At 61.2% G+C, this 23655-nt stretch carries 23 protein-coding genes; 17 read left to right on the top strand and 6 right to left on the bottom strand.

What is annotated here, in order from left to right:
• The first annotated feature begins 399 nt into the window (after window positions 1–399).
• From RM531_RS08460 to RM531_RS08470, 3 genes are all read left to right on the top strand, one after another.
• Window positions 400–2064, top strand: coding sequence for an ATP-binding protein (locus RM531_RS08460; RefSeq protein ID WP_311658632.1), 1665 nt, complete (start codon window positions 400–402; stop codon window positions 2062–2064).
• 275 nt (window positions 2065–2339) lie between these two features.
• The gene (locus tag RM531_RS08465; RefSeq protein ID WP_311658633.1) at window positions 2340–3905 is read left to right on the top strand and encodes a DUF4942 domain-containing protein; all 1566 of its coding nucleotides are present in this window, start codon (window positions 2340–2342) and stop codon (window positions 3903–3905) included.
• Window positions 3906–3921: 16 nt separating this feature from the next.
• The gene (locus RM531_RS08470; protein WP_311658634.1) at window positions 3922–6243 is read left to right on the top strand and encodes an ATP-dependent helicase; all 2322 of its coding nucleotides are present in this window, start codon (window positions 3922–3924) and stop codon (window positions 6241–6243) included.
• A gap of 3 nt (window positions 6244–6246) precedes the next feature.
• Here RM531_RS08470 and RM531_RS08475 read toward each other — a convergent pair whose 3' ends face one another.
• On the bottom strand, window positions 6247–6864 hold the full coding sequence (locus tag RM531_RS08475; protein ID WP_311658636.1) for a tetratricopeptide repeat protein: 618 nt from the start codon (window positions 6862–6864) through the stop codon (window positions 6247–6249).
• 130 nt (window positions 6865–6994) lie between these two features.
• Here RM531_RS08475 and RM531_RS08480 point away from each other — a divergent pair, with 130 nt between their 5' ends.
• Both RM531_RS08480 and RM531_RS08485 read left to right on the top strand, forming a co-directional pair.
• Window positions 6995–7606: a YfbR-like 5'-deoxynucleotidase gene (locus RM531_RS08480; protein ID WP_311658638.1), complete on the top strand. Its 612-nt coding sequence runs from the start codon at window positions 6995–6997 to the stop codon at window positions 7604–7606.
• A 38-nt stretch (window positions 7607–7644) separates the two neighbouring features.
• Window positions 7645–9711, top strand: coding sequence for a DEAD/DEAH box helicase (locus RM531_RS08485; RefSeq protein WP_311658640.1), 2067 nt, complete (start codon window positions 7645–7647; stop codon window positions 9709–9711).
• Here the strand turns inward: RM531_RS08485 and RM531_RS08490 are convergent.
• Together RM531_RS08490 and RM531_RS16135 are read right to left on the bottom strand one after the other, a co-directional pair.
• Complete coding sequence (locus RM531_RS08490) at window positions 9708–10184, bottom strand: hypothetical protein (RefSeq protein ID WP_311658642.1); 477 nt, start codon at window positions 10182–10184, stop codon at window positions 9708–9710. The genes RM531_RS08485 and RM531_RS08490 overlap by 4 nt on opposite strands.
• 285 nt (window positions 10185–10469) lie before the next feature.
• Window positions 10470–11162, bottom strand: a complete 693-nt coding sequence (locus RM531_RS16135) for a uracil-DNA glycosylase (RefSeq protein ID WP_432280507.1) — start codon at window positions 11160–11162, stop codon at window positions 10470–10472.
• Between the two features lie 259 nt (window positions 11163–11421).
• On the opposite strand from RM531_RS16135, the gene RM531_RS08495 reads away from it, so the two are divergent.
• The 4 genes from RM531_RS08495 to RM531_RS08510 all read left to right on the top strand — a co-directional run bounded on the left by RM531_RS08495 (window position 11422) and on the right by RM531_RS08510 (window position 12996).
• Entirely contained in the window at window positions 11422–11868 is a 447-nt protein-coding gene (locus RM531_RS08495) for a hypothetical protein (RefSeq protein ID WP_311658643.1), read from the top strand.
• A gap of 152 nt (window positions 11869–12020) precedes the next feature.
• Window positions 12021–12206 (top strand): hypothetical protein, encoded by a 186-nt coding sequence (locus RM531_RS08500; protein WP_311658644.1) that lies wholly within the window; start codon window positions 12021–12023, stop codon window positions 12204–12206.
• Window positions 12207–12280: 74 nt separating this feature from the next.
• The gene (locus RM531_RS08505; RefSeq protein WP_311658645.1) at window positions 12281–12589 is read left to right on the top strand and encodes a glyoxalase superfamily protein; all 309 of its coding nucleotides are present in this window, start codon (window positions 12281–12283) and stop codon (window positions 12587–12589) included.
• A 41-nt stretch (window positions 12590–12630) separates the two neighbouring features.
• Window positions 12631–12996: a hypothetical protein gene (locus RM531_RS08510; RefSeq protein WP_311658646.1), complete on the top strand. Its 366-nt coding sequence runs from the start codon at window positions 12631–12633 to the stop codon at window positions 12994–12996.
• 4 nt (window positions 12997–13000) lie between these two features.
• Here the strand turns inward: RM531_RS08510 and RM531_RS08515 are convergent, their stop codons facing one another.
• Complete coding sequence (locus RM531_RS08515; protein ID WP_311658647.1) at window positions 13001–14011, bottom strand: SEL1-like repeat protein; 1011 nt, start codon at window positions 14009–14011, stop codon at window positions 13001–13003.
• Between the two features lie 2 nt (window positions 14012–14013).
• Window positions 14014–14586 carry an SEL1-like repeat protein gene (locus RM531_RS08520; protein WP_311658648.1) on the bottom strand — a complete coding sequence of 191 codons (573 nt, stop codon included), beginning with the start codon at window positions 14584–14586 and terminating at the stop codon, window positions 14014–14016.
• A gap of 196 nt (window positions 14587–14782) precedes the next feature.
• On the opposite strand from RM531_RS08520, the gene RM531_RS08525 reads away from it, so the two are divergent.
• The 5 genes from RM531_RS08525 to RM531_RS08545 all read left to right on the top strand — a co-directional run bounded on the left by RM531_RS08525 (window position 14783) and on the right by RM531_RS08545 (window position 18664).
• A complete protein-coding gene (locus RM531_RS08525; protein ID WP_311658649.1) occupies window positions 14783–15208 on the top strand; it encodes a hypothetical protein in 426 nt (141 codons plus the stop codon).
• Between the two features lie 27 nt (window positions 15209–15235).
• Window positions 15236–16237 carry a hypothetical protein gene (locus RM531_RS08530; protein ID WP_311658650.1) on the top strand — a complete coding sequence of 334 codons (1002 nt, stop codon included), beginning with the start codon at window positions 15236–15238 and terminating at the stop codon, window positions 16235–16237.
• Window positions 16209–17114: a hypothetical protein gene (locus RM531_RS08535; RefSeq protein WP_311658652.1), complete on the top strand. Its 906-nt coding sequence runs from the start codon at window positions 16209–16211 to the stop codon at window positions 17112–17114. Before RM531_RS08530 ends, RM531_RS08535 begins: the two co-directional genes overlap by 29 nt.
• Window positions 17115–17354: 240 nt before the next feature.
• Window positions 17355–17705, top strand: a complete 351-nt coding sequence (locus RM531_RS08540) for an SCP2 sterol-binding domain-containing protein (RefSeq protein ID WP_311658653.1) — start codon at window positions 17355–17357, stop codon at window positions 17703–17705.
• 116 nt (window positions 17706–17821) lie between these two features.
• Window positions 17822–18664 (top strand): endonuclease/exonuclease/phosphatase family protein, encoded by an 843-nt coding sequence (locus RM531_RS08545; RefSeq protein WP_311658654.1) that lies wholly within the window; start codon window positions 17822–17824, stop codon window positions 18662–18664.
• 48 nt (window positions 18665–18712) lie between these two features.
• Here RM531_RS08545 and RM531_RS08550 read toward each other — a convergent pair whose 3' ends face one another.
• Window positions 18713–19981 carry an RNA-guided endonuclease InsQ/TnpB family protein gene (locus RM531_RS08550; protein ID WP_311658655.1) on the bottom strand — a complete coding sequence of 423 codons (1269 nt, stop codon included), beginning with the start codon at window positions 19979–19981 and terminating at the stop codon, window positions 18713–18715.
• Between the two features lie 307 nt (window positions 19982–20288).
• On the opposite strand from RM531_RS08550, the gene RM531_RS08555 reads away from it, so the two are divergent.
• From RM531_RS08555 to RM531_RS08565, 3 genes are read left to right on the top strand one after another with little or no spacing between them, the layout of a single operon-like run.
• Window positions 20289–21365: a hypothetical protein gene (locus RM531_RS08555; RefSeq protein ID WP_311658656.1), complete on the top strand. Its 1077-nt coding sequence runs from the start codon at window positions 20289–20291 to the stop codon at window positions 21363–21365.
• Window positions 21366–21401: 36 nt separating this feature from the next.
• Window positions 21402–23213 (top strand): single-stranded-DNA-specific exonuclease RecJ, encoded by a 1812-nt coding sequence (locus RM531_RS08560; RefSeq protein WP_311658657.1) that lies wholly within the window; start codon window positions 21402–21404, stop codon window positions 23211–23213.
• A 10-nt stretch (window positions 23214–23223) separates the two neighbouring features.
• Window positions 23224–23469 (top strand): hypothetical protein, encoded by a 246-nt coding sequence (locus tag RM531_RS08565; RefSeq protein ID WP_311658658.1) that lies wholly within the window; start codon window positions 23224–23226, stop codon window positions 23467–23469.
• Window positions 23470–23655: the final 186 nt, after the last annotated feature.

A 23655-nucleotide genomic window follows, 5' to 3' on the forward strand; every position in this document is an offset into this window, starting at 1 on the left:
GCTGTGATCTCAATAACACCGAGCTTTCCGTTTGGTGTTGGTAACCATAGTGTGTCACTTCATGCCCACCCGGATGGGATCCCAATAACACCGAGCTTCGAGCTTTGTGTTGCTAACCTCGCATTCACCCTAATGCTCGCTTGTCGGCTCCTTCAATAACACCGAGCTTCGCGCTTTGTGTTGGTAACCAGAACACGGTGTAGCCGCGTCTGCCCTTTCAGACGCCTCAATAACACCGAGCTTCGCGCTTTGTGTTGGCAACCGGTCGGTCAGACCCGTGTCCGCGTATCACTTCCCAATAACACCGATCCCATGATCTGGTGTTGTCCACTTGCATTCTCAGCCCCGGCTATAAGCTGGTGACTACAGCATTTCGCTGTCTTCATCAGGAGAACTCAAGTGACCAATCAGACCGTATGCATGACCGCGAATGTGCCTCGCTTGATCAAGGCCCAGCGCGACACCTTCACCCACTCTTACGCCTTCATCGCCGAGCTCATGCAAAACGCCCGGCGTGCCGGTGCAACCAAAGTCGACTTCAATTTCGACGAGACGACGAACATCCTCTCCATCGAAGACGACGGGCATGGCATCCAGTCCTGGGACAAGCTCCTGTGTCTGGCCGAATCCGACTGGAGCAATCCCGACATCGACGAGGAAAGCCCCTTCGGCATCGGCTTTCTGAGTGCCCTTTTTTCGGCGCAAGTCATTACCATCCGGTCCCGTGATGGGGTGATTTCAGCAGATACCGATGATCTCCTCTCTGGTGAGGCTATCGACATCGAGACCGAAGACTTCTTCGACGGGTGTCTTGTTCAGCTTTGTGACCTCCATCGCAAGCCCACCGCCAATCAGATCAATCACCAGGTGGCCCTGCTTGCTTCCGGCTTTCCCTTGCCTGTGAGCCTAAACGGCATGCAGCTCGAACGGCCTTGCGCGCTCCCCAACCTCGACGCCATTCCGACCGAGATAGGGATGATCCGCCTTCCCGAAAATCCTGAACAATTCAGCTTCCGAGCGCTTATCTATCTCCAAGGGTTGCCTATTTCCCGCATGGGTCGGCTTTGCCACCAACCGAGCAGCTTCCGCGACATGCCTGCTGAGCGTGAGATCCAGAACCAAAGCATCATTCACCTGGACCCGAGCGCTTTCCGGGCTCGACTGCCTGACCGCGATTGTTTGGTCGATGAAAAACTGGCTGTCAACGCCATCCGGGAAGCGATGAAAACCGCTTTTCGCAGCCACGCTGAGCAGATGAAGGCATCACGCCCTGAGCGACTGACCTATTGTCTCGACCAGCTGAGAGACGTCGGTTGCCATGACCTTCTCAACGACGTTCCCTACATCCCTCCTGGCCTTGTCTCGCCACTTTCCGACGAGGATCGACAGCTCCCCAGTAATATCGAGGAGTTCGATCGTCGCTTTTGCGCCTCTGAAAACCAAAAGCCCATCCCGATGGCGGATGTGGTTGACGGCAAACTCCGTCTGGTCGCCCAATCAGACCTGTCTGATCGCGATGAAGACAAGCCCCACCCCTGGGTCGCTCAGCTGGTTAAGCTCGGGTATTCGCGCCTCGAGGATGGGCTTCATGAAGACCACTGGGTCAACCAGCATCTGTTGGACACCGGCGCAATTCGGGTTGACGCCATCGTTCCGGTCAACCCGAAACCTGTCTCTCGCTTCACCGTGGATTACGCCAACTTCGATCTGGTCTACTGCGATGCCGTTCGAGTCGAATCCAGTCTGGGCGTGACCGTCATTAACGATGCCCTGGTGGCCGGGGAAGCAGAACCCTACTACGTCACCGCGAGAGCCCACAGCCACGACCTCGGCGCCGTGCTGTCGTACTTCGACTACGACGACGACAAAGTGGACAACGACCACCGATCCGATTGCGAGGAGCGATTCAGCGCGTGGATGAAAGCCCAGGCAGCGTCTGATCCGGCTGAGCTGCTTCATGGCCTTCTCGAAACGCTCAACCTCTCTGGCTTCTCCGACCTTCGAGGACGCAGTTTCAAGCTATCTGTGGGCGGCGACTACAAGCTGACCGTAGAAGCCGCCTGATCCGACCGATCTCTCCTGCCGGCAAGTGCTTTTCTGCGCTTGCCGGCATTTTTGTGCCCGCTGCAAAAAAGTGGCCCGCCGGGGTGGCGGGCCAGTGGCGCGTAGGAGAAACGATGTCGACAGGATGAAACGAGGAACTGCCGACAAATCCATTCTCGGCTCAACCTGATCGCCAGTGTCGGCATAAAACGCCCGTATTTATCCCGCTTTACGGCTCAAGTCCCAGTCCCAAACGACCGCCTTGCATATTCCCAGGGGCCCGTAATCTGGGAGGCATGGACACGCAAACCAGCCCCCTGCTTGATACAGCAGACGACTTTTTCCCACCGGTCCAGGGCGACGCCGTCGATGCCCTGATCGGCCAGCACAACGCCGCCCATCGCGACATCGCCACGGTTGCTGAGATGTTATCGGGCCCCGCCATGCAGCGAGCCACCGAGTTTTTCATTCAGGCCCATCGCGAAGAGCTGGGGCGAGTACCGATTTCGGTGATCAGGCTCTTTGACAGGGACAAGGCGTTCAAGGCCCTCGACGCGACCTACTGGCAACGCGCCCTTGAGTTGACTGGCGTACTCGACTGGATGCCTCAGGAGCGCCGCCAGCAATGGCATGAGCAGATCCGCAACATGGACACCCCGCCATTCACCGAAGAGATCGTGCGCGACAACCTCATGGCCCTGATGGGTCAGCGCATGGACTTCCTATCGGAAATGGTAGACGGGCTTTTCCGCGGGCTTTCTGGTCAGCATGTCACCAACCGCCCCGAGGGATTCGCCAAGCGCATGATCATCGATGATGCGTTCGACGCCTTCGGCAGCAGTTACCGCAAGGCTGGCTACATCCACGATCTTCGTTCGATCGTGGCCAGGTTCATGCACCGCGAACAGCCCGACCTGCAGGTGACTCTCAAGGCCCTGCAGCACTTTCGCCGTGACACGGGCGTCTGGCACGACATGGACGGCGGGGCATTTCGAGTCCGCACCTACAAGAAGGGCACGGCCCACCTCGAGGTGCACCCGGACTTCGCCTATCGCCTCAATCAGATTCTGGCCCACCGCCACCCCATGGCGATCCCTTCGCATTTTCGCCAACCGCCCAAGCGCAGCAAGCAGACCGTCAAGGTATTCAATCAGCCGATCCCGTTTTCGGTTCTCTCCCTGCTGGCCAATAACGTCCCCTCTCGCCTGCCGCCCGCGGCAGGGAAAGGATGGTCGTTTCAGCTACCCACGTATCAAGTCGACAAGCATCGCCTGCAGGTCGCTGGCCAGGTTCTCAAGGCAATCGGTGGTGTGTTCAACCGCCCCAGCTACCATTTCGACTACGACCCGACCGATGTAATCGGCTATATCGTGGCCACTGGCATGATGCCCGATCAGCGCTCGCATCAGTTCTATCCGACCCCGACCGAGCTCGCCGAGCTGGCAGTCGAGGCCGCGGCGATCGCGCCCGGTCATCGTTGTCTGGAGCCCAGCGCCGGCCAGGGCGATCTCGCCGAGCACATGCCGGCCGACCAGACCTTGTGCATTGAGCTCAGTCAGCTGCATTGTCAGGTGCTCCAATCCAAGGGGCTAGAGACGCGCTGTCAGGACTTCCTGGCATTCAATGAAGGCGCATTCGACCGTATTGTGATGAACCCGCCCTTCTCGGTCGGTCGCGCCCGTGAGCATCTGCGCCATGCGCTTACCCTACTCGCCCCCGGCGGCCGCCTGGTCGCCATTCTGCCGGCGAGCATGGCCGGCGAGCCCCTGCCCCCGGAATTCCAGCCCAACTGGTCGGAAATCCACGCGAATAAATTCGCCGGCACCTCCGCCAAGGTGGTTATCCTCACGGCCGAAGGTTGATCGGGACACCAACTCCATGGGGTATCAAGGGCTAACTCAGGAGCAACTCGCCGTGGTCCACCACGAGCAGGGCCATGCGCGCGTCTCCGCGGTGGCGGGCTCCGGCAAGACGCACACGATGGTACACCGCATCGCGCATTTGCTGGATCGCGGGGTGGACCCTCGTCGAATTCTTGCCCTCATGTTCAACCGCGACGCCGCCGAGCAATTCGCAAGACGCCTTCGTGAGCATGTCGAGCGGGATGTGCGCCTGCCTGAGGTACTGACGTTTCACGCCTTTGGTAGGCGCCTGACCCGGCACTTCGTCGACAACCGATGGCTGCGCCGCGCCACGCTGCAGACCGAAGCCTGGCGCCTGCACCATCTGGCCCGTGAGGTACTGCGTGCCGAGAATGGCGCCAACCCCAGTGCCGATGATCTCGAGGCATTCCTGGGCTACATCGACCTGGTGAAAAGCGACCTGCTTGCGCCTGACATCAAGTTCGACCAGCTCTATGCCAACGACCCGAACCAGGGCAGCTACATCCGCTTCCCCCAGGCGTTCGAGCGCTTCGAGCAAACCCGCACCGACAACCGTTGGCGCTTCTTCGCCGATCTCATCTACGACCCGGTCATGGCCGTCCAGCGTGGAAAGACCCAGCCCCGGGTGCTTGCCAATCGCTATGACCACATCATTGTCGACGAATACCAGGACGTCAACGAGATCCAGCACCACCTCATCCAGTCGCTGGCCGGTGACCGCGCCAGCGTCATGGCCGTGGGCGATGTCGACCAGTGCATCTATGTCTGGCGCGGCGCCAACCCGCGCTACATCACCCATCAGTTCGAGCAGAGCTTTCCTGGGGCGCGCACCTATCTGCTGAGCCACACCTTTCGATACGGCCATGCGCTCAGCCTGGCAGCCAACAACTGTGTGACCCACAACACCTTGCGTGACGACAAGCTCTGCATCAGCGCACCGGCGAACCCACCCACGACCCTGCGCCTCGAGTCCTACGACGACCGCCCAGGGGCTTCCGGGCATTCGCCCGTGCCGGCCCTGATCGACCAGTGGCGCGCCGGGGGCGGCTGCTACCGTGATATCGCGGTACTGGTCCGGCTATTCTCCATGGCGGCCCCCATCGAGATCGCGTTGCTGGAACACGGCATCCCTTATCGGCTGGTCGGCTCTCGATCCGTATTCGAGGCCGAGGGCTATCAGATGCTCACCGGTTATCTGTACCTGGCCACTGGCCGGTATCGAGAACTCGATCCCCAGCAGTGGCGCGAAAGGATCCGGGTGATGCTCACCCACCCCACCATCGGCCTGCACGATGGGCTTGATCCGGTCATCGACAGCCTGGCCGCTGAACCCGAGTCCAGCGATCGTGTCTTCGCTCAGCTCCTTGCTGGTCAACACCCGAGCTGGCGCGCCGACCGTATCGAGCAGCGCCGTGCCCTCTTCGCCGACGCCTACCACGGCCGCCTTGGCGCCCGTGCGGCGGATGTGCTTCGCAACATTGACCTGCGACTGGCCTTGCGAAACTACTATCAGTCCACCTCCGCCAACCGCGATGCCGCCGAGGACCGTTATCGTCTGATCCAGGCCATTACCAGGCTATCCGGCAATGGTCAGCCATCTCCGGCCGGGCTCATCGATTACCTGGCGCCGCTGGAGTCTCGCGATCACCACGCCCCGGATGGCGATGCTGTTCTGATTACCAGCGTGCATCGCGCCAAGGGCCTTGAGTGGCCCATGGTCATCCTGCCCTCACTTGAGGAGGGCGGCTTCCCGGCGGCCTCAGCCGCTGACGATCCTGACAAGATCGAGGATGAGCGCCGGCTGTTCTATGTGGCCATGACCCGGGCTCAGAAGATGCTTTGCCTTCTCCATCCCGTGGATGACCCCTTTTCGTTCATCCACGCCAATTCGCTCGGACGGCATCACCCGGATTCCCGTGTCAGCCGCTTCCTGACCGAGGCGCAGATCGGCGTGTCCGGCCGGGTAGGGGAAGCCATCCACGAGGGGGCAAGCCCCAAAGTCCCGGCTCACAACCCTGCCACCATGGACCGCTATCTTGGCGAGATCGGCCTTGACTGGCGCCTGACCCGGCCCAAGCCCACGGCGTCAGCTCGTAAGCTCTTTGGCCGACCTGACCCACTCACGCCCGAGATGCAGCGCCTGAAGGAGACCGGCTCGCGCTACCCGGTGGGTGCCACGCTCTACCATCCGAAATACGGCATGGGCCTCATTACCGACACGTCGGCGAACTACGTCAGCGCCCGTTTCCCCGGCGAGAAAAAGACCCGTTCATTCCAGATCGAGAAGGCGGAAAAAGCCGGATTGAAACTGGCCTGATGCCTACCGGTCCTCATTGACCCCCGCTCGCACGCCGGCGAGAAAGTCCGACCGGTAGATCGCCGCGATTCGATCCGCTTCGGCGCGATCCTTGCGGTCAAGCACCCCGATGTCACCGGCGTATCGCCCCCGGTAGCCGCCTTCCACGGCCAGCAGGTACCAGGCATAGCCACGGATCGGATCGATGTCCCGACCCTCCCCGTTTCGGTAGATCCTCGACAGGGCGATGGCGCTGTCGATGTGGCCTTGCTCGGCGGCGGTGAACACCCATCGGTAGGCGGCCTTGACGTCGCCCATCTCCCGGTACCATAGGCCCGTCTCGTACTGCGCTTGCGCGACCCCCTGGCGAGCTTGCCTTAACCGCGGCGGGAATCGCCCGCTATCCGAGTAGCGACGATCCAGGTCGGCATTGACCTCTCTGGCCACCTCCACGGGCAGCAGGGGCTCCTCGATCAGGGATTGGGGTACGAGCGCCTTGTCGTCTTGTGCCGGTCTTGCGTCCCTGGCTTTCCAGTAGGTCGCGCCCGCGAGCATCACCGCCACCATAACCATCGCCCCCAATGCCATTTGCACCGGACGCCGCGGCTGCTCCAGGTCGTCAAACACACGCTTGTCACCCATGACGACCATTTTCCCACTGGTTGATTCGGGGGTGTTCCGCCGAAATAACCACCATTTCGCGGGCATTTAACGGCGCGGCCCGCTGGCTATCGCCCATAATAGTTGCCTGGCAACGCTATCGGGGCTCATAATGGAAACCGCCGCGCCATATCAGGTCCAACCGACCCATACCCTTCGTCTGCGCGACATCGCGCGCATGGCCCACGTCACCCGTTGGCACACGGTGCGTACCGCGCGTGACCAGACCCTGGCCGAGCACCTCTACATCGTTACCATGATCTCTCACGAGCTGGCCCGCCGCGTGCTCGGCGACAGGCTCACCGATCAGGATCGCCTGGCTGTTTATGACTGGGCCCTGCGTCATGACACGCCCGAAATCATCACCGGCGACGTCCCCACGCCCACCAAGCACCAGCTTGGGAAGATGTACACCGATCAGTCCCCGCTTGACCTGCTCGAGGAATCAGTCTGTCGAGATTTCACCGAGGCCAAGAATCGTGTCCGCGATACGCCGCTCAAGATCCTGGTCAAACTCGCGGATATCGCCGAGGCGATCGTGTTTCTCAACGTCGAGTCCGTCACGGACCAGGGACGGCGCATCCAGTCCCGACTCCACGACCAGTATCGCCTTCATGTCCAGCAGGCCGCCACGCGCTGGCCGGACCATCACTGGGATGCGGCACTCGCCGCCCTCGACGAGCTGCTGCACGGCGAGGAAACCGCCGAGCTTGACTGGAACTGAGCCGCTTGCATTTTCACGGCTCTGGGTAGACTCCTATCATGGGCCAGCAGACCAGTACCTCACGCAAGGCCAGCGCTGCACCAACGCTGGGCCGCCTCAAGAGCTTCGGCCTTGAGGCGACCTGGCAGGCGGCCTTTCTTCTTCCGAGGTCATGGCAGGATCTCTCTGCCCCGATTTCCGATTTCTCAGCGCTCGTCGCCCACCCGGAAGCCGCGGCGAATGCCAGCAACGGCTTGCTGCTTCGCGGTGAGCTCGATGGCACCCCGGAAGTGCGATTTCGCACGCCACCCATGCTGCTCGGCCACATCCGCGACGCCAACGGCCTCGCCCTGGGTTTCAGCGAGTTCGGCGATACCCGGGAGCTGCAGCAGGCGCTGCAGGCCCACGCCGCTGATCTCATCCTCCATGTTCAGGCCAAGCTGATCGACGACGAGCGTCTGTGGTTGTCCAACCCCACGCTGATCCCACGCGAGTGGGTCGGCCACATGCGCCCGGTCTATCCGGGTCTACATCGTGTCATCAAGCCCGATACCGTGCGAGAACGGGTCCTGGCCTTGCTTGATGACGCCATCCCGGAGGCGGCCAGCTGGCTTCTTGATCACCTGCTGGCACCTCAGTCCAAACTCGACGGGCAAACCACGGCATCGGATCTGGATTGTCGTATTGCCGATATGGCCGTCATTCCCCGGATCATCTACCGCCTGGGCTTTGACCAGAACCCGCCCGACTTCCCCGGGAATCTGGCCGCCCAGCATCGAGCACTTCATCGCCCCTTGTGCGAGCTCTTGCGCCAGGCTCATTTGCCCCGGTCCATGATCGGTGGCCGCCGCGCCCACCGCGCCCTGGATATGCTTGGAGCGCTGGGGACATACAAGCATGCCCTGGCCAACCGGCCGGCCGGGCATGCCCCCAACTGGCGCGCCAGTATCGATCTTGACCATCGGTTGCCGGGACTGCCCTTTCCTCTGACCGAAGAGCAGATGACGGCTTGCCGTGAAATCGCTTCCGACCTCTCCCGCGCCACGCCCATGCGGCGCATTCTTTCCGGCGATGTCGGTACCGGCAAAACGGCAGTGTATGGAATGGCCGCGGCCAGCGCGGTCGACGCGGGCGCCCGCGTGGCGATCCTGCTACCCAGCCAGACCCTGGCGGCCCAGGTTTATCAGGAGCTCACCACCTGGTGGCCAGACTTGATGTCCACCAGTGAACTCGTGATCGCCGGCGCCACCCCGCGCCCGCTCGCCGGATTGCAGCTGCTCGTGGGCACCACCTCGTTGCTGACCCAGCCGGCTGGGATGGTTGATTTCCTGATCGTGGACGAGCAGCACCGCTTCTCCCGTGAGCAACGAGAGGCCCTGGGTGGCCCGACGACCCATCTGCTCGAAGTCACTGCCACCTGTATTCCTCGCACCCAGGCCCTCATGCGATATGGCGTTATCCAGGTCTCGAAGCTCACTCAGTGTCATGTCGACAAGGACATCCGCACGACCCTGTATCACGCTGACGATCGCAAGGCGTTGTTTGACCGCGTGCGGGAAACCCTGGAGCGACACCGACAGGTGCTTGTCATCCATCCCACGCGTTCAGCCGAGACCAAGAAGGACGGGCTGCCCAGCGCCGAAGCGGCATTCCAGAAGTGGGAAGCCCTATTCCCGGGTCAGGTGCGGCTGGTCCACGGCCAGATGGATACCAATGCCCAGTCCCTGGATGACATGCGTCATGGCCGGGCGAATATCCTGGTCGCCACCACGGTGGTGGAGGTGGGCATCGACCTCCCGCTTCTCGAACGGGTCCTGGTCGTCCATGCCGAGCGCTTTGGCCTGACGGCCCTTCACCAGATTCGTGGTCGCGTTGCCCGCAAGGGCGGTGTGGGCTACTGCGACCTGTACTTGCCGCGTGAGGTCGGCGACAAGTCCATTGAACGCCTCCAGGTTCTCGAATCCATGTCTGGGGGCTTCGAGGTGGCTGAAGCCGATCTTGCCTTGCGCGGCTTCGGCGACCTGTCGTCCAACTCGGAACGTCAGACCGGCGCCGACGAGACCTTTCTGTTCGGCCGCGGCCTCGATGTGAAATGCCTGGATCAGGTAATCAGCGTCCTGGCCTAGAACTTCTTCCTCGCCTGCTTGAGTGACGGGATCAGCCGGATGAGCTCCGCATAGGTTCCTTCACAGTGCGAGATCGGCATGACGCCGTCCCGATACCCCACCTTGCCTTCAATCTTGTGCCGCCTGAACAGCCTGGCCATCATCCCCATATACAGGATCATCTGGAATCGAACGTACAGGCTGTGCTCGCGTGGCATCGGCCTATCTTTGTAGTCGCAAACGATGATGGTCTTTCCCTGTCGGAAGACGGCATCGGGTGAGCCGCAGAGCCCGTCACACCGGTAAATCTTGCCTTGTCGTTTTCCCAGATCACAGGAGAGCAGCTTGCTGTTGGCTGCCACCTCGAACATGCCGTGAACCGCCGGGTTTCGTCGTCCGTGAATCCAGGCGGCGGTCCCCGCTGCCATGGCGACCACCAGGACCAGGCCCCACGGGCTCAGTGCAATCTCTACCAGACTCGGCCACACGCTCATGACATTCCGCCTGCGATGGCCACACCTAGTAGCGCCATCAGTGTGATCAGCCCGATCGTCACGGCCCGCCGAAACGCTCTTCCAGAGCCGATACCGTCATGGGCCTTCGTCCCCCGCGCTGAGGCTCTCCGATTCATGGCCCGTCCCCGGTTGTCCTCGAACGCCTGGGGCTGGCTGGCGAAATACGCCAGATCGCTGACCTTCACGTCGTCCTTATGTTTTCTGCCCACTATCTTCTCCTGGCGGCCGACCGCCTTGGCGGTGTGCCTTCCTTTCTACAGGCACCTAGAGCAAGGCCAGGTCTGGCCTTTCAGGTCGGGGTTGGACCCCAGCGTCCCGCAAGACATCAACAATCCCCTGTTTGAACTCGTTCGCGCCCCCATAGGCCGGGTGCCTGACGCAACCCCAGGTCTTGATCTTTCCCATACGCAGACATTTCTCCGCTTGTTTGCCTACCGCCACCACCGCAGCATTCGGGTATAGCCGGCACAGTCGCTTCACGAATCTCACCCCCTCTTCGATCTCCTCGCCTCTGGGGGTGCGGTTGCTTAACGGTTTGTCTGTATGGTGCGGGTGGAACGGAAATGCATTCCATAGCACAGTGTCCTGGGCAACCCCCATCTCGTAGAGGGCGCCCCACACGATCGATGCACTCGGCTCACACCATGATCGCGCCCTGCTACTCAAGCGCTGCTGAGAGGCTGCCACTCTGGGTATCGCCCCCAGCTCCATGAGCTTTTCGGAACTGAACGCCACCCCGGTGATTCGCGCACCCTGATATCCGGGGGCTTCACCGAATAACAGCAGTCGCGCGCCTTCCGGGACTGAAAGGTGCTGAACAAGCCTGGCTCGTCTTGCGTCTGGCCCGTTCCCCCGGGCGTCATCGCGGTTGCGCCCGCGCCAGGGGTTGAATACATCCTTCGACCGCGGCCGCCACCGGCCCAATGCCTTCACGAATCCCTCGATGTCCTGGCTCATCTCAGCCTTGTCGAATCTCGATCCTCACAAGAGATAGTCCCGCACCGCCGGACATTCGCGAAATCCCCGCCAAAAAATCCCCCTTTTCCACCCCATACCCTGGACACGCCGTTCTAACTTGACGGCATGGGGACCAGCGCCTTGCTGCGGCCCCGCCCAACAAACCCCGAATTCTCGCCCATCCGGGCAGAACCGTGCTGGACGGTATCCAGTCGGCCTTGGGGTTCCCCCCCCACGGCTCCCGAACAGGGGTTTTCAAATGGAAGATGCGATTTACTCTCTTCTCGAGCGGGTATTGACCTATGGCGCGCTCGACCCTGATGCGGCCTCACGTCGCCGCCGGCGATCTGCCAAGGCGATGTGGTCATCGGCGAGGTCCGCCCTCGGCGACTTCAAGATCGTGGTCACCAAGACCTCGATCAAAATCGTCTGTGAAGACGACGGCTACGTGTCGGCCATCCGCATGGCGGACATCGAGCCTTTCACGGACAACTACCGGGCGGCCAAATTGATCTTGCACAAGATCATGTTTGGCCAGGTCGACTGGCTCGCTGGAGCCACCGACACCGACACGGTCCAGTGGGCCTGTCGCCCGAAGAATGCGCCGTGCGTGGCCTTCGTGTCCCTCGACGAGAGGGCGATGGCCGGTCGTAGCATCAACCTCGATGTGTCCGACTATCGGCCAATCTCTATCTCGCCGGCATGAACATTCATGCCCGCGTGACCGCCAAGGCAATCGTCTTGGCATCCCTCGTCCTATACGTGGCTGTCGTCATCGCATAGGGCCCCGGACCGCGCATCCGGGTTTTCAACCACGTCGACCCCGCGCAGGTCGGCCAGCCAGGTGGAGGTATAACCATGGCGAAGAAGTCCCTGGTGGAGCGTATCGACGCCTGGCTGACGGTTGCGCTCAAGCTCATCGGCTTGATCGCGGCCCTCATCACGCTGGGCCAGCAGGTGAACACGGCCTTGACCGCCCGAGATGATGCATCTCAGGTGGCCGAGCAGACCGTGGACATCCGCGCCATCGATGGGGTCGATTGACCACCACAACTGGAGTGCCCGCTTAGGCGGGCGCTCTTTTTCACGATTCAAGGGTCAACACGAACACGTTAATCATGAGATGCCACGAGGCAACAACGCGAAATGCCTGCCATGCCGCCAAGCGCAAAGGCAGGCGCCTGCGCGCGCGCTGCGCCGAGGACGGCATCAATCTCACCCACGCCCTGAGTCTCGAGATCATTGCCCGCGCCTACGGCTACGCTCACTGGAACGATTTCGTTGACCGCAAGCCCAAGAGGGCCGGCAACGACATCGAAGCCCACGCCCGTCTTCGCCAATACCTGGAATATCGCTTTGGCGATGAGCGCTCCCGCCTCATGCTCGATGCGGTTGACGGCCTCCTCAATCCCCGGGCAACCGCGTAGTCGCTTGCATTTTTGCAGATGACTGTCTCAATAGGACGATCATGAAATTCCCGAACCACAACCTGGGACCACGACTGCTGGCCATATTGGCTCTTGTGGCAGAGGCGGGTCATCTCGCCCTTGTCGCATCACAGGCACATGCCCTGGGCGCCATGCAGGCAGCCCTGTTGATGGGGGTGGGGCTCTCGGGCGCCGTACTAATCATTGTCAGCCTGGAGCTTCGCATGATCTGGCATCGCCTGACGCGCTCCGGTTTGGTCCTCGGTGCAATCTGGCTGGTCATGATGACCTTGGCGCAATCGGCCGCAGGGTCGTTGACCGACCTTGGCCTGATGCTTCCGATTTACTTGATTGCCGCGGCGGCACTGGCCGTATCGGTGACCCCGCTGACGCAATCGCACTCCTGATTGGCTACCCCTGATATGCCTTGGCAATCGAGATGGCTTGCTCGGACATCTGCTCGATCATTTCGCGAGCCATGGCCTGCCCTGATGCGAACTGTGCCTGACTGAGCTGACCGACCATTTTTTCTCGCTCGGCCTTTGCGGCTTCTGCGCCAAACGCCTGAGCAATCGTGTACCAGGCATAGCTCATAATGGGTTCCAGGGTTGTGTTGAGCCCCAGACGATAGGCATCTCCCACCGCCATCATCGCATCCACGCTGCCGCCCTGGGCCGCCAGCAGCATGGTGTTGAAAGCTTGTCGCCCCGCATCCGGTACCTCATCGCGAAGGAAAACCCCCAGCTCGTAGGAAGCCTCGGCATCGCCGGCCCGGTGCAACGCACTCAGTCGGTCGAACTTGCGCCGTACTTCTGGCGTCAGGCGTTGTCGGATCGTACTGCTGTCTCGACTGCGTTCCGTCCATTCTTGCGCAGCGACCCCGGCATCCTCCTCCATCTCATTCTGGGCTTCTGCCGGACCAACAAGTCCGCCAATGCCTCCGCTCATCTCGATGTCATCATCCGCTAGGATGTCCGGCTCGGTGACAGCCACACCCCCAACGCCACTCTCGTCATCGCGTTCCGCCGTTTCCAGGAACGACTCGCTTGGCGCCAGCAGGCGGCCGATTGGACGACCCTCATCCATGTTCTCCATCTGGCCGGCTGCGCCCTCGCCCATAGGGTCATCCATGACCGTTGGATCAACACCTCCCGGTTCTTGTTCGACAGCAAACAGGGTGTCCGGTAGCTCATCCTCACCTACGGGTTCGCCCTCACCCTCGTCACCGATGAGTGGCTCTTCCAACACCGTGCTCTCGGTCGTTTCCCCGAACCCCTCCTCCATCAGCGATTCCGGCATCAGCTCAGTGACATCATCATCGCCTGAGAACATCCACACCCCAATGCCCACCGCGGCCAGCCCCGCCATCGCGTAAGTCTTCAATTTGCTGTTGCCGCTGGCCTTGTCTTCGCTCTCGGTCATGATCACTTCCTTTGCTGCGATTGCCTCGCGCGTTGCTGGATCTCCGTCACGATTTCCCCGGCCCGTGACTGGCCGTCTTTCATGTCTTCGTAGGACAGATCAGAGGTCAGATCTCTTCGAATCGCCGACGCGTTCTCGACTTTCATTGCCTCGGCCACAGTCAGCCAGGCATACCCTTCAACCGGGTCTTGCGCCGACCATCCGCCCCCCAGGTAGGTTTCACCCAGGGCCAACATCGCTGCGCCATAGCCTTGCAGCGCGGCCTTCTCAAATGCCCTGACCGCCCCGTCATAGTCCTGCCGGCTGTTGAGCAAATGCCGCCCGTGTCGCACGAGGTCTTCCGGGTCTTCCTGGTTGCCCAGCAGCGCGTTGCCCGCTCGCTGCAGGTCTTTCATACGGGAAATAGATCGTTGGCTGGCGGTAAGGTGGTCGCCCCCGGAAATCCCTTGCGCGGCGTCATAACCGATCGTGATCATGGTCAGTAGCAGAATCACCATGGCCATCGACACAAAAACGGCCGGCGATATCAATCGCCGCCGGTAGAACACGATGCCGCTGTCAGACTGCTTCAGCACGAGATCAATCTCCGTATCTGTGCCTAATTGTCTGCCTGCCCTGTTCGGGCGTGGCGGGGTTATGACCGCCTCAATCGCTTTGTTTTCGGGCGATCATGTCCAGGCTATTGAAAACGGGTCTCATAGCGCGTCATAAATGCCCCAGGTGACGGCTCACGCCTGTCATCATCGGCTGAGTGATAAGGATTTCCCCGATATGCCCCTGACCTTGAAAAAGAAACACCAGTTTGTCGCTCGATCGGATAACGTCCTGCGAAGCCTCGAGATTCTTGAGCAGATTGAGGATGATCCCGCAGCTCACCGCCTGGTCGAGCAGGTCCACGACCACCTCGAACGCGAAATCCAACGCTACCAAGACCTCTTCGTCCAGTCCGGATTGGAGCCACACCCCACCAAGGCCGGTGCACTGTATATCCATACGATCAGCCGGCATGCCCAACTTGAGGCCTTGATCAAGGATTACTACGCTCAGACGAAGGGCGACGCCAATACCCGTAACCGCCTCCTGTATCAGGCTCATCGCCAGATCAAACGGCTGGGCGGGCGCCTGCTCGACCTGCGAAATCGTGCCCTACGCGGTGCCAGCCCCAATCAGCCCCCAAGGGTTCGCTATACTGCCTGACCCAGGCCCGCGCACATGAGATGCGCCATGATGATGCTCGACAGCATTAGCCAGGAAAATCGTGCACGCCAGATACTGGCTGGCCTCTATGACCTCGCCTGTCACCACCACATCACCCGGGAACTCTCCGGCGAGGACATCCGCTGGCGATTTGCACTGCTCCGGTCGTTGGCCGATCCGGGTATCCCATATATCCATCCGGGCATGTCCTCTCGTATGCAGCAGGATATCTCCGAGTCGACTTTCCGGCTTGCCGTACACCGATCTCAAGCACGACTTCATCTAACCGATGAACAGGTCGCTAACTTGATAGAGGACTCTGTGGCTCTCGGGGAGGCACTCCGTCGAGACAACGTCATCGATGAGTGGCTTTACGACCATGCTGGCTATGCCGTCGAAATGTTCTTGCGCCACGATCCCCGTGTGGATGGCCAGACGATTGTCACGGGCATGGTCCGCTATTATCTGGCACGCCTTTCGCAGTATCAGAAAGGCCATCAGTGGCAGGATCGGCAAGACCTTCCCCTGGATCAGTGGCTCATCGCCATCGCTTACGATATTGCCACCGCGGTCACCCTGTGTACCGGGCATGCGGATTACGCCCTGCCCGACATGCTTGCTAAGGGAACCCCCAGAGATCGGGACTTTGCCTTGATGGCATTATTTTTCGCCGCAGGCCCTCATGTGAAGGAATACCTGGTCCGATCCAATGCCGATAGCATTGACGGCACCCGTGCGATGTACGCCATCCCCAATCAAATTCTTCTGCGGGTGGCCGATAATCGGGCCGTCGACTACGAGTCTCTGGCCTTGCGACTCGAAGAGATCACGCTATGGGCAAATCGTCAGGACGGCTTTTACGAGTGGAAGCACGCTTCCCAGAACGAGGCCGACCGCCTCTATCCGACCTTTACCCAGATTGGTCGTCATCAGACGATTTACACCAAATGGCTTGACCTCCTGCATCCGCCCCCTGACGTGATAGGACCGAAGCAATCCAATGTCCTCACTTTCCCCCGACATCGATGAGCGCCTTGTTGCGAATCTTCACGCCACGCTGCCCACCTTGGACAGCCAGGGCGTCAATCATCTTCTCGAGGACAGCGAGAAGCTATCCCTGATCCGCTTCCATACCCGGGTGATCTTGCAATCCTTTCACCCGGGGATACAGACCAGCAGCGCATCAACCCTTCTCCAAGGAGCACTCTCTCGTCTTGACTTGTCATCCCCGAGGCATGGGATCCGACTGTCATCCAGCCAGTATCTCGCGGATCATCTGGACCTGTTTGACGAATGGGCCCTGCAGAGCGCCAATCTCACGGCGCGCCTGCTAGCTGGCGCCGACTCGTCCGCGCCCCAGGTATTCACGCTGCACAACCACTGCCTCCATCGTCTGTGCACCAAGCTGGATGCGCGACGGGCGGGAACACAATTCGAAAACCCCTTCGGCAAGCCCATCGAAGTCCGCGCGGCCCTGGGCCTTGATGAATGTCTGCGGTATATGCTGTTGAGCGCCTCATTCATCAACGACACCAATCGCAGCCTCGATAACCAGGCGACCGAAGCGTTTTGCTTGTTGATTTCTAAGCTTATACCCCAGGCAGTTTATGCCTACGCGATGACTTGTGGCGAATCGCCGTTGGCCGCCCGCCATCTCGTTCCGCAGGTTCGCCGCCAGCTTATTACCTGGTGGTCGGATCGTGAGGTTGACCAGGCCTCAGATATCATTGACCGTGTCGCCGATTTTGATGCCGTGATCCCCGGCAACCGCAACTTCCAGTATTTGTTCGGGCCCGCTGTGCCGCTCTACGGGGAGTTCTTCCCTCGGCATTACCATCTCGTCAATCTCGCGATTTCCCTGCGCGACGCCCGCTCTCGCGGCCTCCCCGCTACTATTGGGAGCTAACCTCCCGCATTGATTGGGGCAGCCTTCCGGCCTTCTCGGCATCCGACGCCGCGTCGTCCTCGTAATTCGGCCAATGGCCTATCTCATCCTGCTGCGATCGTCCAAACTCAGGGATAGTCACTTCTTCCGTGGCTTCTGGCGCCGTCCAGCATCCTGACACTTTTATCATTCGCATAACGTCAATATCCTCGTTGGCCTGGGTGATCCACACTACCCCGATCCACAGGATTGCAACTGCCCATGAATGATCCGCAAATCGACCCCGTAGGCGCCATCCGCGGACTTCTCGAGCAAGCATCCGACGCCCAGTGCGAACATCTGTCCGGCACCATCCAACTCTATATCTCCGGGCACCCTGTCTGCGTGACCATCAACCACGGGCGATTCGAGGCCCAGTACGACCAGCACGAAAGCCCCGACACGATCATCACCATGGGCGCTGACACTTTCGACAGACTCCTGAGCTCGGCGGTCAATGCTCGCCAGGCCTTGCAGAACGGGGACGCCACCATTCGCGGCGATCTCTTGTTTCTCTACCGGGTCATGCTGGCCTTCGACCTTCACCACCTGACGTTTTTCCAGCGGTCTTAGCCTCGTTTAACAGGCCAATGCCCGTGGTCCATCCGGCTAGGATTTGATTGTCAGCACTTGCACTTTCCTGAATTCGGGAATGCTGTTGGCCTGCAAGCCAAACCACGGAGCGCCTGATGCCGAGATTTAAGACCGCCCTTATGTTCATGGCCGCGAGCTTGTTCTCGCTGGCCGCCCTGCCCACTCATGCACTGACCATCGCAAGCTGGAATGCCAAGCATTTGGGGTGGGGCGAAAAGAGAAACTGGAGCCAGTCGGCCCAGGTCATTGCCGACTACGATTTTGTCGCGGTCCAGGAGGTTCACGGCGAGGACGGGGTCAAACGCCTGATCAGCGAACTTGAACAAACCACCAGCACGCCATGGTCATACGTCATGAGCCGGAAGTCCGTAGGCCGCGGCCGCTATACCGAGGACTACGTCTTTCTCTGGCAGGAACAGCGAGTCAACTTCGACGGCGGTGCTGTGTTGTATCTCGACCCGGGTGACGTATTCGCTCGCGAGCCGTTTGCGGCACGCTTTTCATCCGAGGATGGGGCTCTGAAGTGGACCGCAGCCACGGTGCACATCATCTACGGGGACTCGAAAGCCGAGCGCATCGAAGAAAACTCCGAGCTCGACGAGTATGCCAACTGGCTCATCGAGTCCGTGAGTGAGGGCACGCCGGTGCTCATCATGGGGGACTTCAATCTTCCGCCTGACTCCCGCGGATTCAACGGCTTGAAAAAGACATTCAGGCCGGCCATCACCCGCGGCGCCACGACCCTGAGCTCCATCGACGGCCGCTTTGCCAATCTCTACGACAATATCTGGTTATCCCCGTCCCAACTAAAACGTGCCGGTTGGCCCAACCTTGCCGCCGGCATCGATCGCTTCCCCCAGCGTCTTGGTCTCACCCATGAGAACGCCCGCAAGCATGTCAGCGACCATGCGCCGGTCTACCTTCGTGTACCCAGATAGCCTCGGGCAAAGATCTCGAACTCGATTGTGTTCGTTGGAGTTCCACCCTCACCCCGTCACCGCGGTGGGTTCTGCGGCATCCGGGGCGGGATTGATTCGCGCTTCGCAGGCCGCCGGGGCGAGCACAGCCGGTGCCGCGTCACCACACGGGATCGTCCGGCCTCCACGCGCCTGACGTTCCGGCCTCCCGCCGGTAGCAAGTCGCTGGATATTGATCGCGGCGTTCACGTCGCGATCGTGGGTCGCCCCGCAGGCGGGGCAGGACCAGTGCCGCATGGACAACGGCATCGCCGTCATCCGGTGGCCGCACCCCGAGCAGGTCTTGCTCGTGGGCGCCCACCGGTCAATCACCACCACCTCGCGGCCGCCCCAGGCGGCCTTATAGGTGAGCTGCCGGCGCAGCTCGGTCCAGGCGGCATCGGCAATCGATAACGCCAGGTGGTGGTTGGACAGCATGCCCCGCACATTCAGGTCCTCGACGCCGATGACTTGGTTGTCGTCGATCAAGCGCCGGGTGAGCTGATGCAGGGTGTGGGTGCGCCGGTTGGCAATGCGCTCGTGGATCGAGGCGACTTTGCGGCGTTGGCGGTGCCACCGGGCCGAGCCCTTGCGCTTGCGCGCCAGGGCCCGCTGCTGGCGCTTGAGGCGCCGTAAATCATCCCGGTAATGGCGGGGTGCCAGCGTCCGATCCCCGCGGCTGGTGACCACGAGATCACGCAGGCCCAGATCAATGCCCACGGACCGGTGAGCCGCCGGCGCCACCGCCGGGGCGGCTTCTTCGCACATGAAGGTGACGAAGTATTTGCCGGTGGCGCTGCGACGCAGGGTGACCATCTTCGGTATGCCGCCCGGGGTGCGCGACCACCGGAGCTTGATCTCGCCCAGCCCGGGCAGCTTCAGGTAACCGGGCCGATAGGCCCGGTGCACCTGGCGCTGATCCAGCTGAAAGCGGATCGCCTGCGCATGGCCCCGCTTTTTGAAGCGCGGGTAGCGCGCCCGGCCGGCGAAGAAGTTGCTGAAGGCCCGATCCTGGTCCCGAAGCGCCTGGGTGAGCACCGTCGCCGGGGTGGCTTTGAGCCAGGCATACCGGTGGGTGCGCTTCAATGTCGTGAGCAGCCGGGAGATATCCACGCCCGACCGAGACGCGCCGCGCCGGCGCCAGGCCTTGCTGCGCGCGTTGAGGCCGAAATTCCAGACCCAGCGGGCGGCGCCGAAATGGCAGGCCAAGGCCCGCTGCTGCGCCGGGGTCGGGTAGCACCGGAACTTGTAGGCCCGCTGGATCAGCCGGGGGCTGCCGTTGTGGGGTTGTATGCCCATACACCCCGACGCTACACCAAAAGGCCGCGCGAATCACGGGTGTCACGGGCACCACCTGGCCCCTGGTCCGGACCGCGCCGCGGGCGCTTCGCGTGCCTACCCGGGGGCTCGAAGGCGTCCTGCCTTCTCGAATGATTTCGTTTCTTGCACGATAAAACCGGGCGCTCCCCAAGCCGGGCACGATAGAGTGGTCACGACGCTGAAAGGCGTCATCCCTCTCCCGCTACATACGGCCGTCGCGTCCTTGGCGTGACGGCCACTTTGTTTCCGGCTTGCATTTTTCACCCGCCAGGCTTCAATGCCAGCCATGATTCCTGAGTATATTCATCATCCGCTGTATCTCGTGGTCAATGTCACCGGGCCTTTGTCGCCCGGTGCTGATCTGACGCGTGACGACATCCAGCGACTGCTCCCCGAGGTATCGCGGCTTTATCCCGAGTTGGCGATCACGTCACTGTCGGGTGCTTCCGGGCTCATGCTCACCTACGAACTGCAACAGCAGGGCATGTTCCTGTTACGCCGATTTCTTCAGGCTCAGCGACAGGGCCCTGCGGCTCTGGCGCGATGCACGCCCCACCGCCCAGAAAAACCGGCGAATGTCTGGCCCAGCTTCTATGTGATGCCGCTCTCGGCAAGTGGCCGGGCCCGCACCCCTTCCCCTCACATGGATGCCGGTGACCAACGCCCGATGGTTGAGGGCCGACGGCTAAGCGAGGGGCTTCGGGATTGCCTGACGGCGCGCCTTGAGCAGACCGTTCAGGCCGCCGGCATACACACACTGGGGAGCTTTCTTTCCGTGCCCATGCTCGACGTCAAGCACTGGCATGAGGCAGGGCGTTTCTTTGCGAGCATCGCTGAAAAAAAATCGGTTCATTTGCACACCCAAAACCAGCTTCATTTGCACTATGACCCTGACTGTTCAGAGGCGGTGCGCATCCCGTTCCATACGCCCGAGCAATGGGCGGGCATGGGCTTTACTCCAAACACCTATTATCAGCTCCGCCGGGAGCTCACCCGCTATCACATGGTGCTGACCAGCCTCTTCGATATTCCTGTCGAGATCCTACGGGCATCGCCCAAAGTCGATTTCAATGATGCAGGCAGTGTGCACGCGCTGGCTCACGCGTTGCGCCTGAACGAACCCTGGCTGACCCAGCGCCGCCCGATGCCGCCGCCCGACAATGAGTCCTGGCTTTCCGTTGCCCCCATGGACTGTGTCGGGGATTTGATGCCCGGCTACGAGCTCTACCAGTCCAATGGCCACCGACGCGATTTACTTGCCTCGTATTACCCGGTGCTTCCTCAGAGCCGTTCGGCGCTGCAGGCTCATTTGCGAGAAGAAGCAAAGCGCCGCGGCCAGGCCCTCGAGTTTCTCGACAGCTGATTGCAAATCGCTCAAGTCGTGGCTTGATATATGCTCATGAACGACCTTTCCTTCGAACCCCGGATTCAGGCTCGCCCTATCCATGCGCCATCGTTTCAGGCCGCCCTGGCGGCGGGCTATTCCCCGCTTCTTGCCCGCGTCATAGCCGGCCGGGCCATGGCCGAGCCCAATGCGGATCTCAAGGTTCAGCCGACCCTGGACGACCTGTCCCATCCGGGCTCATTGCCGGACATCGAATCCGCGGCAAAACGCATTGCCAAGGCAGTTCTATGTCACGAGACGATCGCCATCAATACCGACTTCGATGTCGATGGCTCAAGCTCTGCCGCGGTACTGCTTTACGCGCTCGAGCACCTCTTCGGTCTGCCTCCCGAGCATATCCAGTTCTACGTCGGCCACCGACTCAAGGAAGGATACGGCCTTTCGGACCCGGTCGCCGATCGCATTCTCGAGGCACCGACCCGCCCGACCCTGGTCGTCACCGCCGACCATGGGTCCTCAGATGAAGCGCGTATCGCACGACTTGCCGAGGCCGGCATCGAGGTCATCGTGACCGATCACCACGGCATTCCGACTGACGGCGTGCCCAGGAGTGCCTCATGCGTGGTCTCCCCTGCCCGCGAAGATTCCAGCTATCCCGACCGGACCATTTGTGGTGCGATGGTGGCCTTCTTGCTGGTATGCGCGGTACGCAAGCAACTCATGGCGCTGGGGTACTTTGAGTCGCAGCCGCCACCGCTTGCCTCGCTTCTGGGCTACGTCGGGCTCGCGACAGTAGCCGACTGCGTGGACCTTCGCAGCGTCAACAACCGCGCGGTGATCCTATCGGCCTTGCGTCAGATCAACGCCGGACAGCGCCCGTGTTGGCGGGTATTCAAGCAACGCACTGGCCACGACGACAAGCCGGTGACCGCCGAGACCCTGGCATTCTCGCTGGCCCCCTATCTCAACAGTCGCTCGCGGGTTGACGATGCCACCGTCTCTGTGCGGTTTCTTCTTTCCACCACGGATCAGCAGGCACACCAGTTCTGGGACCTGCTCGAACAGGCCAATAACGAGCGCAAGGCCATCGAAAAGGCGATGAAGTCTCAGGCGGTTGCCGCCGTCGCCCCCACCATCAGCCAGGGCCAGCTATCCATCGTCTACTTTGGTGGCAAAGACTTCAGCGCCGGCGTTCACGGTATTGTCGCGTCTCGGCTGGTTGAGCAGTTCGGCCGAGTCACGGCCTTGTTCTCTCCCGACGCTGATGCCCAGATGATCACGGGCTCTTGTCGCTCGATCCCGGGCTGCCATGTTCGTAACGCCCTGGACCATGTAGCCGCCGCTCATCCGGACATGCTGGTTCGCTATGGCGGGCATGCTGGCGCCGCGGGCCTGAAGATTCGTCGCGCCGATCTTGATACGTTCCGCACCGCATTCGAGCACGCGGTGGCCCAGCAGATCACCACGTCAGACATTGGCCCCCGGCTGTTCACCGATGGTGAGCTCAATCCCGAAGACATTCGGCCATCACTGCTTGACGAGCTCGATCAGCTCGAGCCTTTTGGTCGCGAATTCGAAGCCACGACCTTCGTCGGAGAATTCCGGTGCGATACCGTGAAGCGCATCGGTGACGGCACCCATCTCAAGCTCACCCTCGAAAGCCGCGGGCATCACTTTGATGCGATCTGGTTTCGAGCCCAGAACGAGGATGACCCGCCGGCGATTGCCCCGGGACAGAATGCGAGCTTTGTGTTCGCCCCACGAGCGAATCACTGGCGCGGCGAAAAACGTCTGCAACTCGTCGTCGAGCATGCTGCCGATATCAGCACGCCTGCAGTTGCCAACCCACAGTCAATCCCCGCATAGTCTGAGTGTGATGACCACCACGTCCCTCAACGCACGGGTTTTCGACGCCTGGCTGGCGATGCTGGCGACCTTGGTGCAGTTCGGCCTCCTTCTTGCTCACGGCCCTTCCGTTGGGCTCGATTGGCTTTTAACGCCAGCGATCGCGTTGCTTGTGTTCTGTGCGCTCGTCGGGGCCAACATCACCTGGACGCCACTCGTGAGGCGCTATCTTCAGGTTCTGATCCAGAGGCTTGCCAAGCGGCTGTCCTGGCGCTAAGGTAGAGATCGGCAGTCCCGCTGCCGCCCAAGTCGCTCAATGCCGGCCTCCGGCCCTTACGACTCCCAAGCCAACCCCTGGCTTTTGTATCAACCTCACAGCCACTCGGCTGCCTGAACGATTGCGCCTGGCTATCGCCGGCCACTCCCATATCTTTCAATGTTTCCATAGTCGACTGATCGACCC

It is taken from the genome of Spectribacter acetivorans (assembly GCF_031846305.1).
Taxonomy (GTDB): Bacteria; Pseudomonadota; Gammaproteobacteria; order Nevskiales; family Salinisphaeraceae; genus Spectribacter; species Spectribacter acetivorans.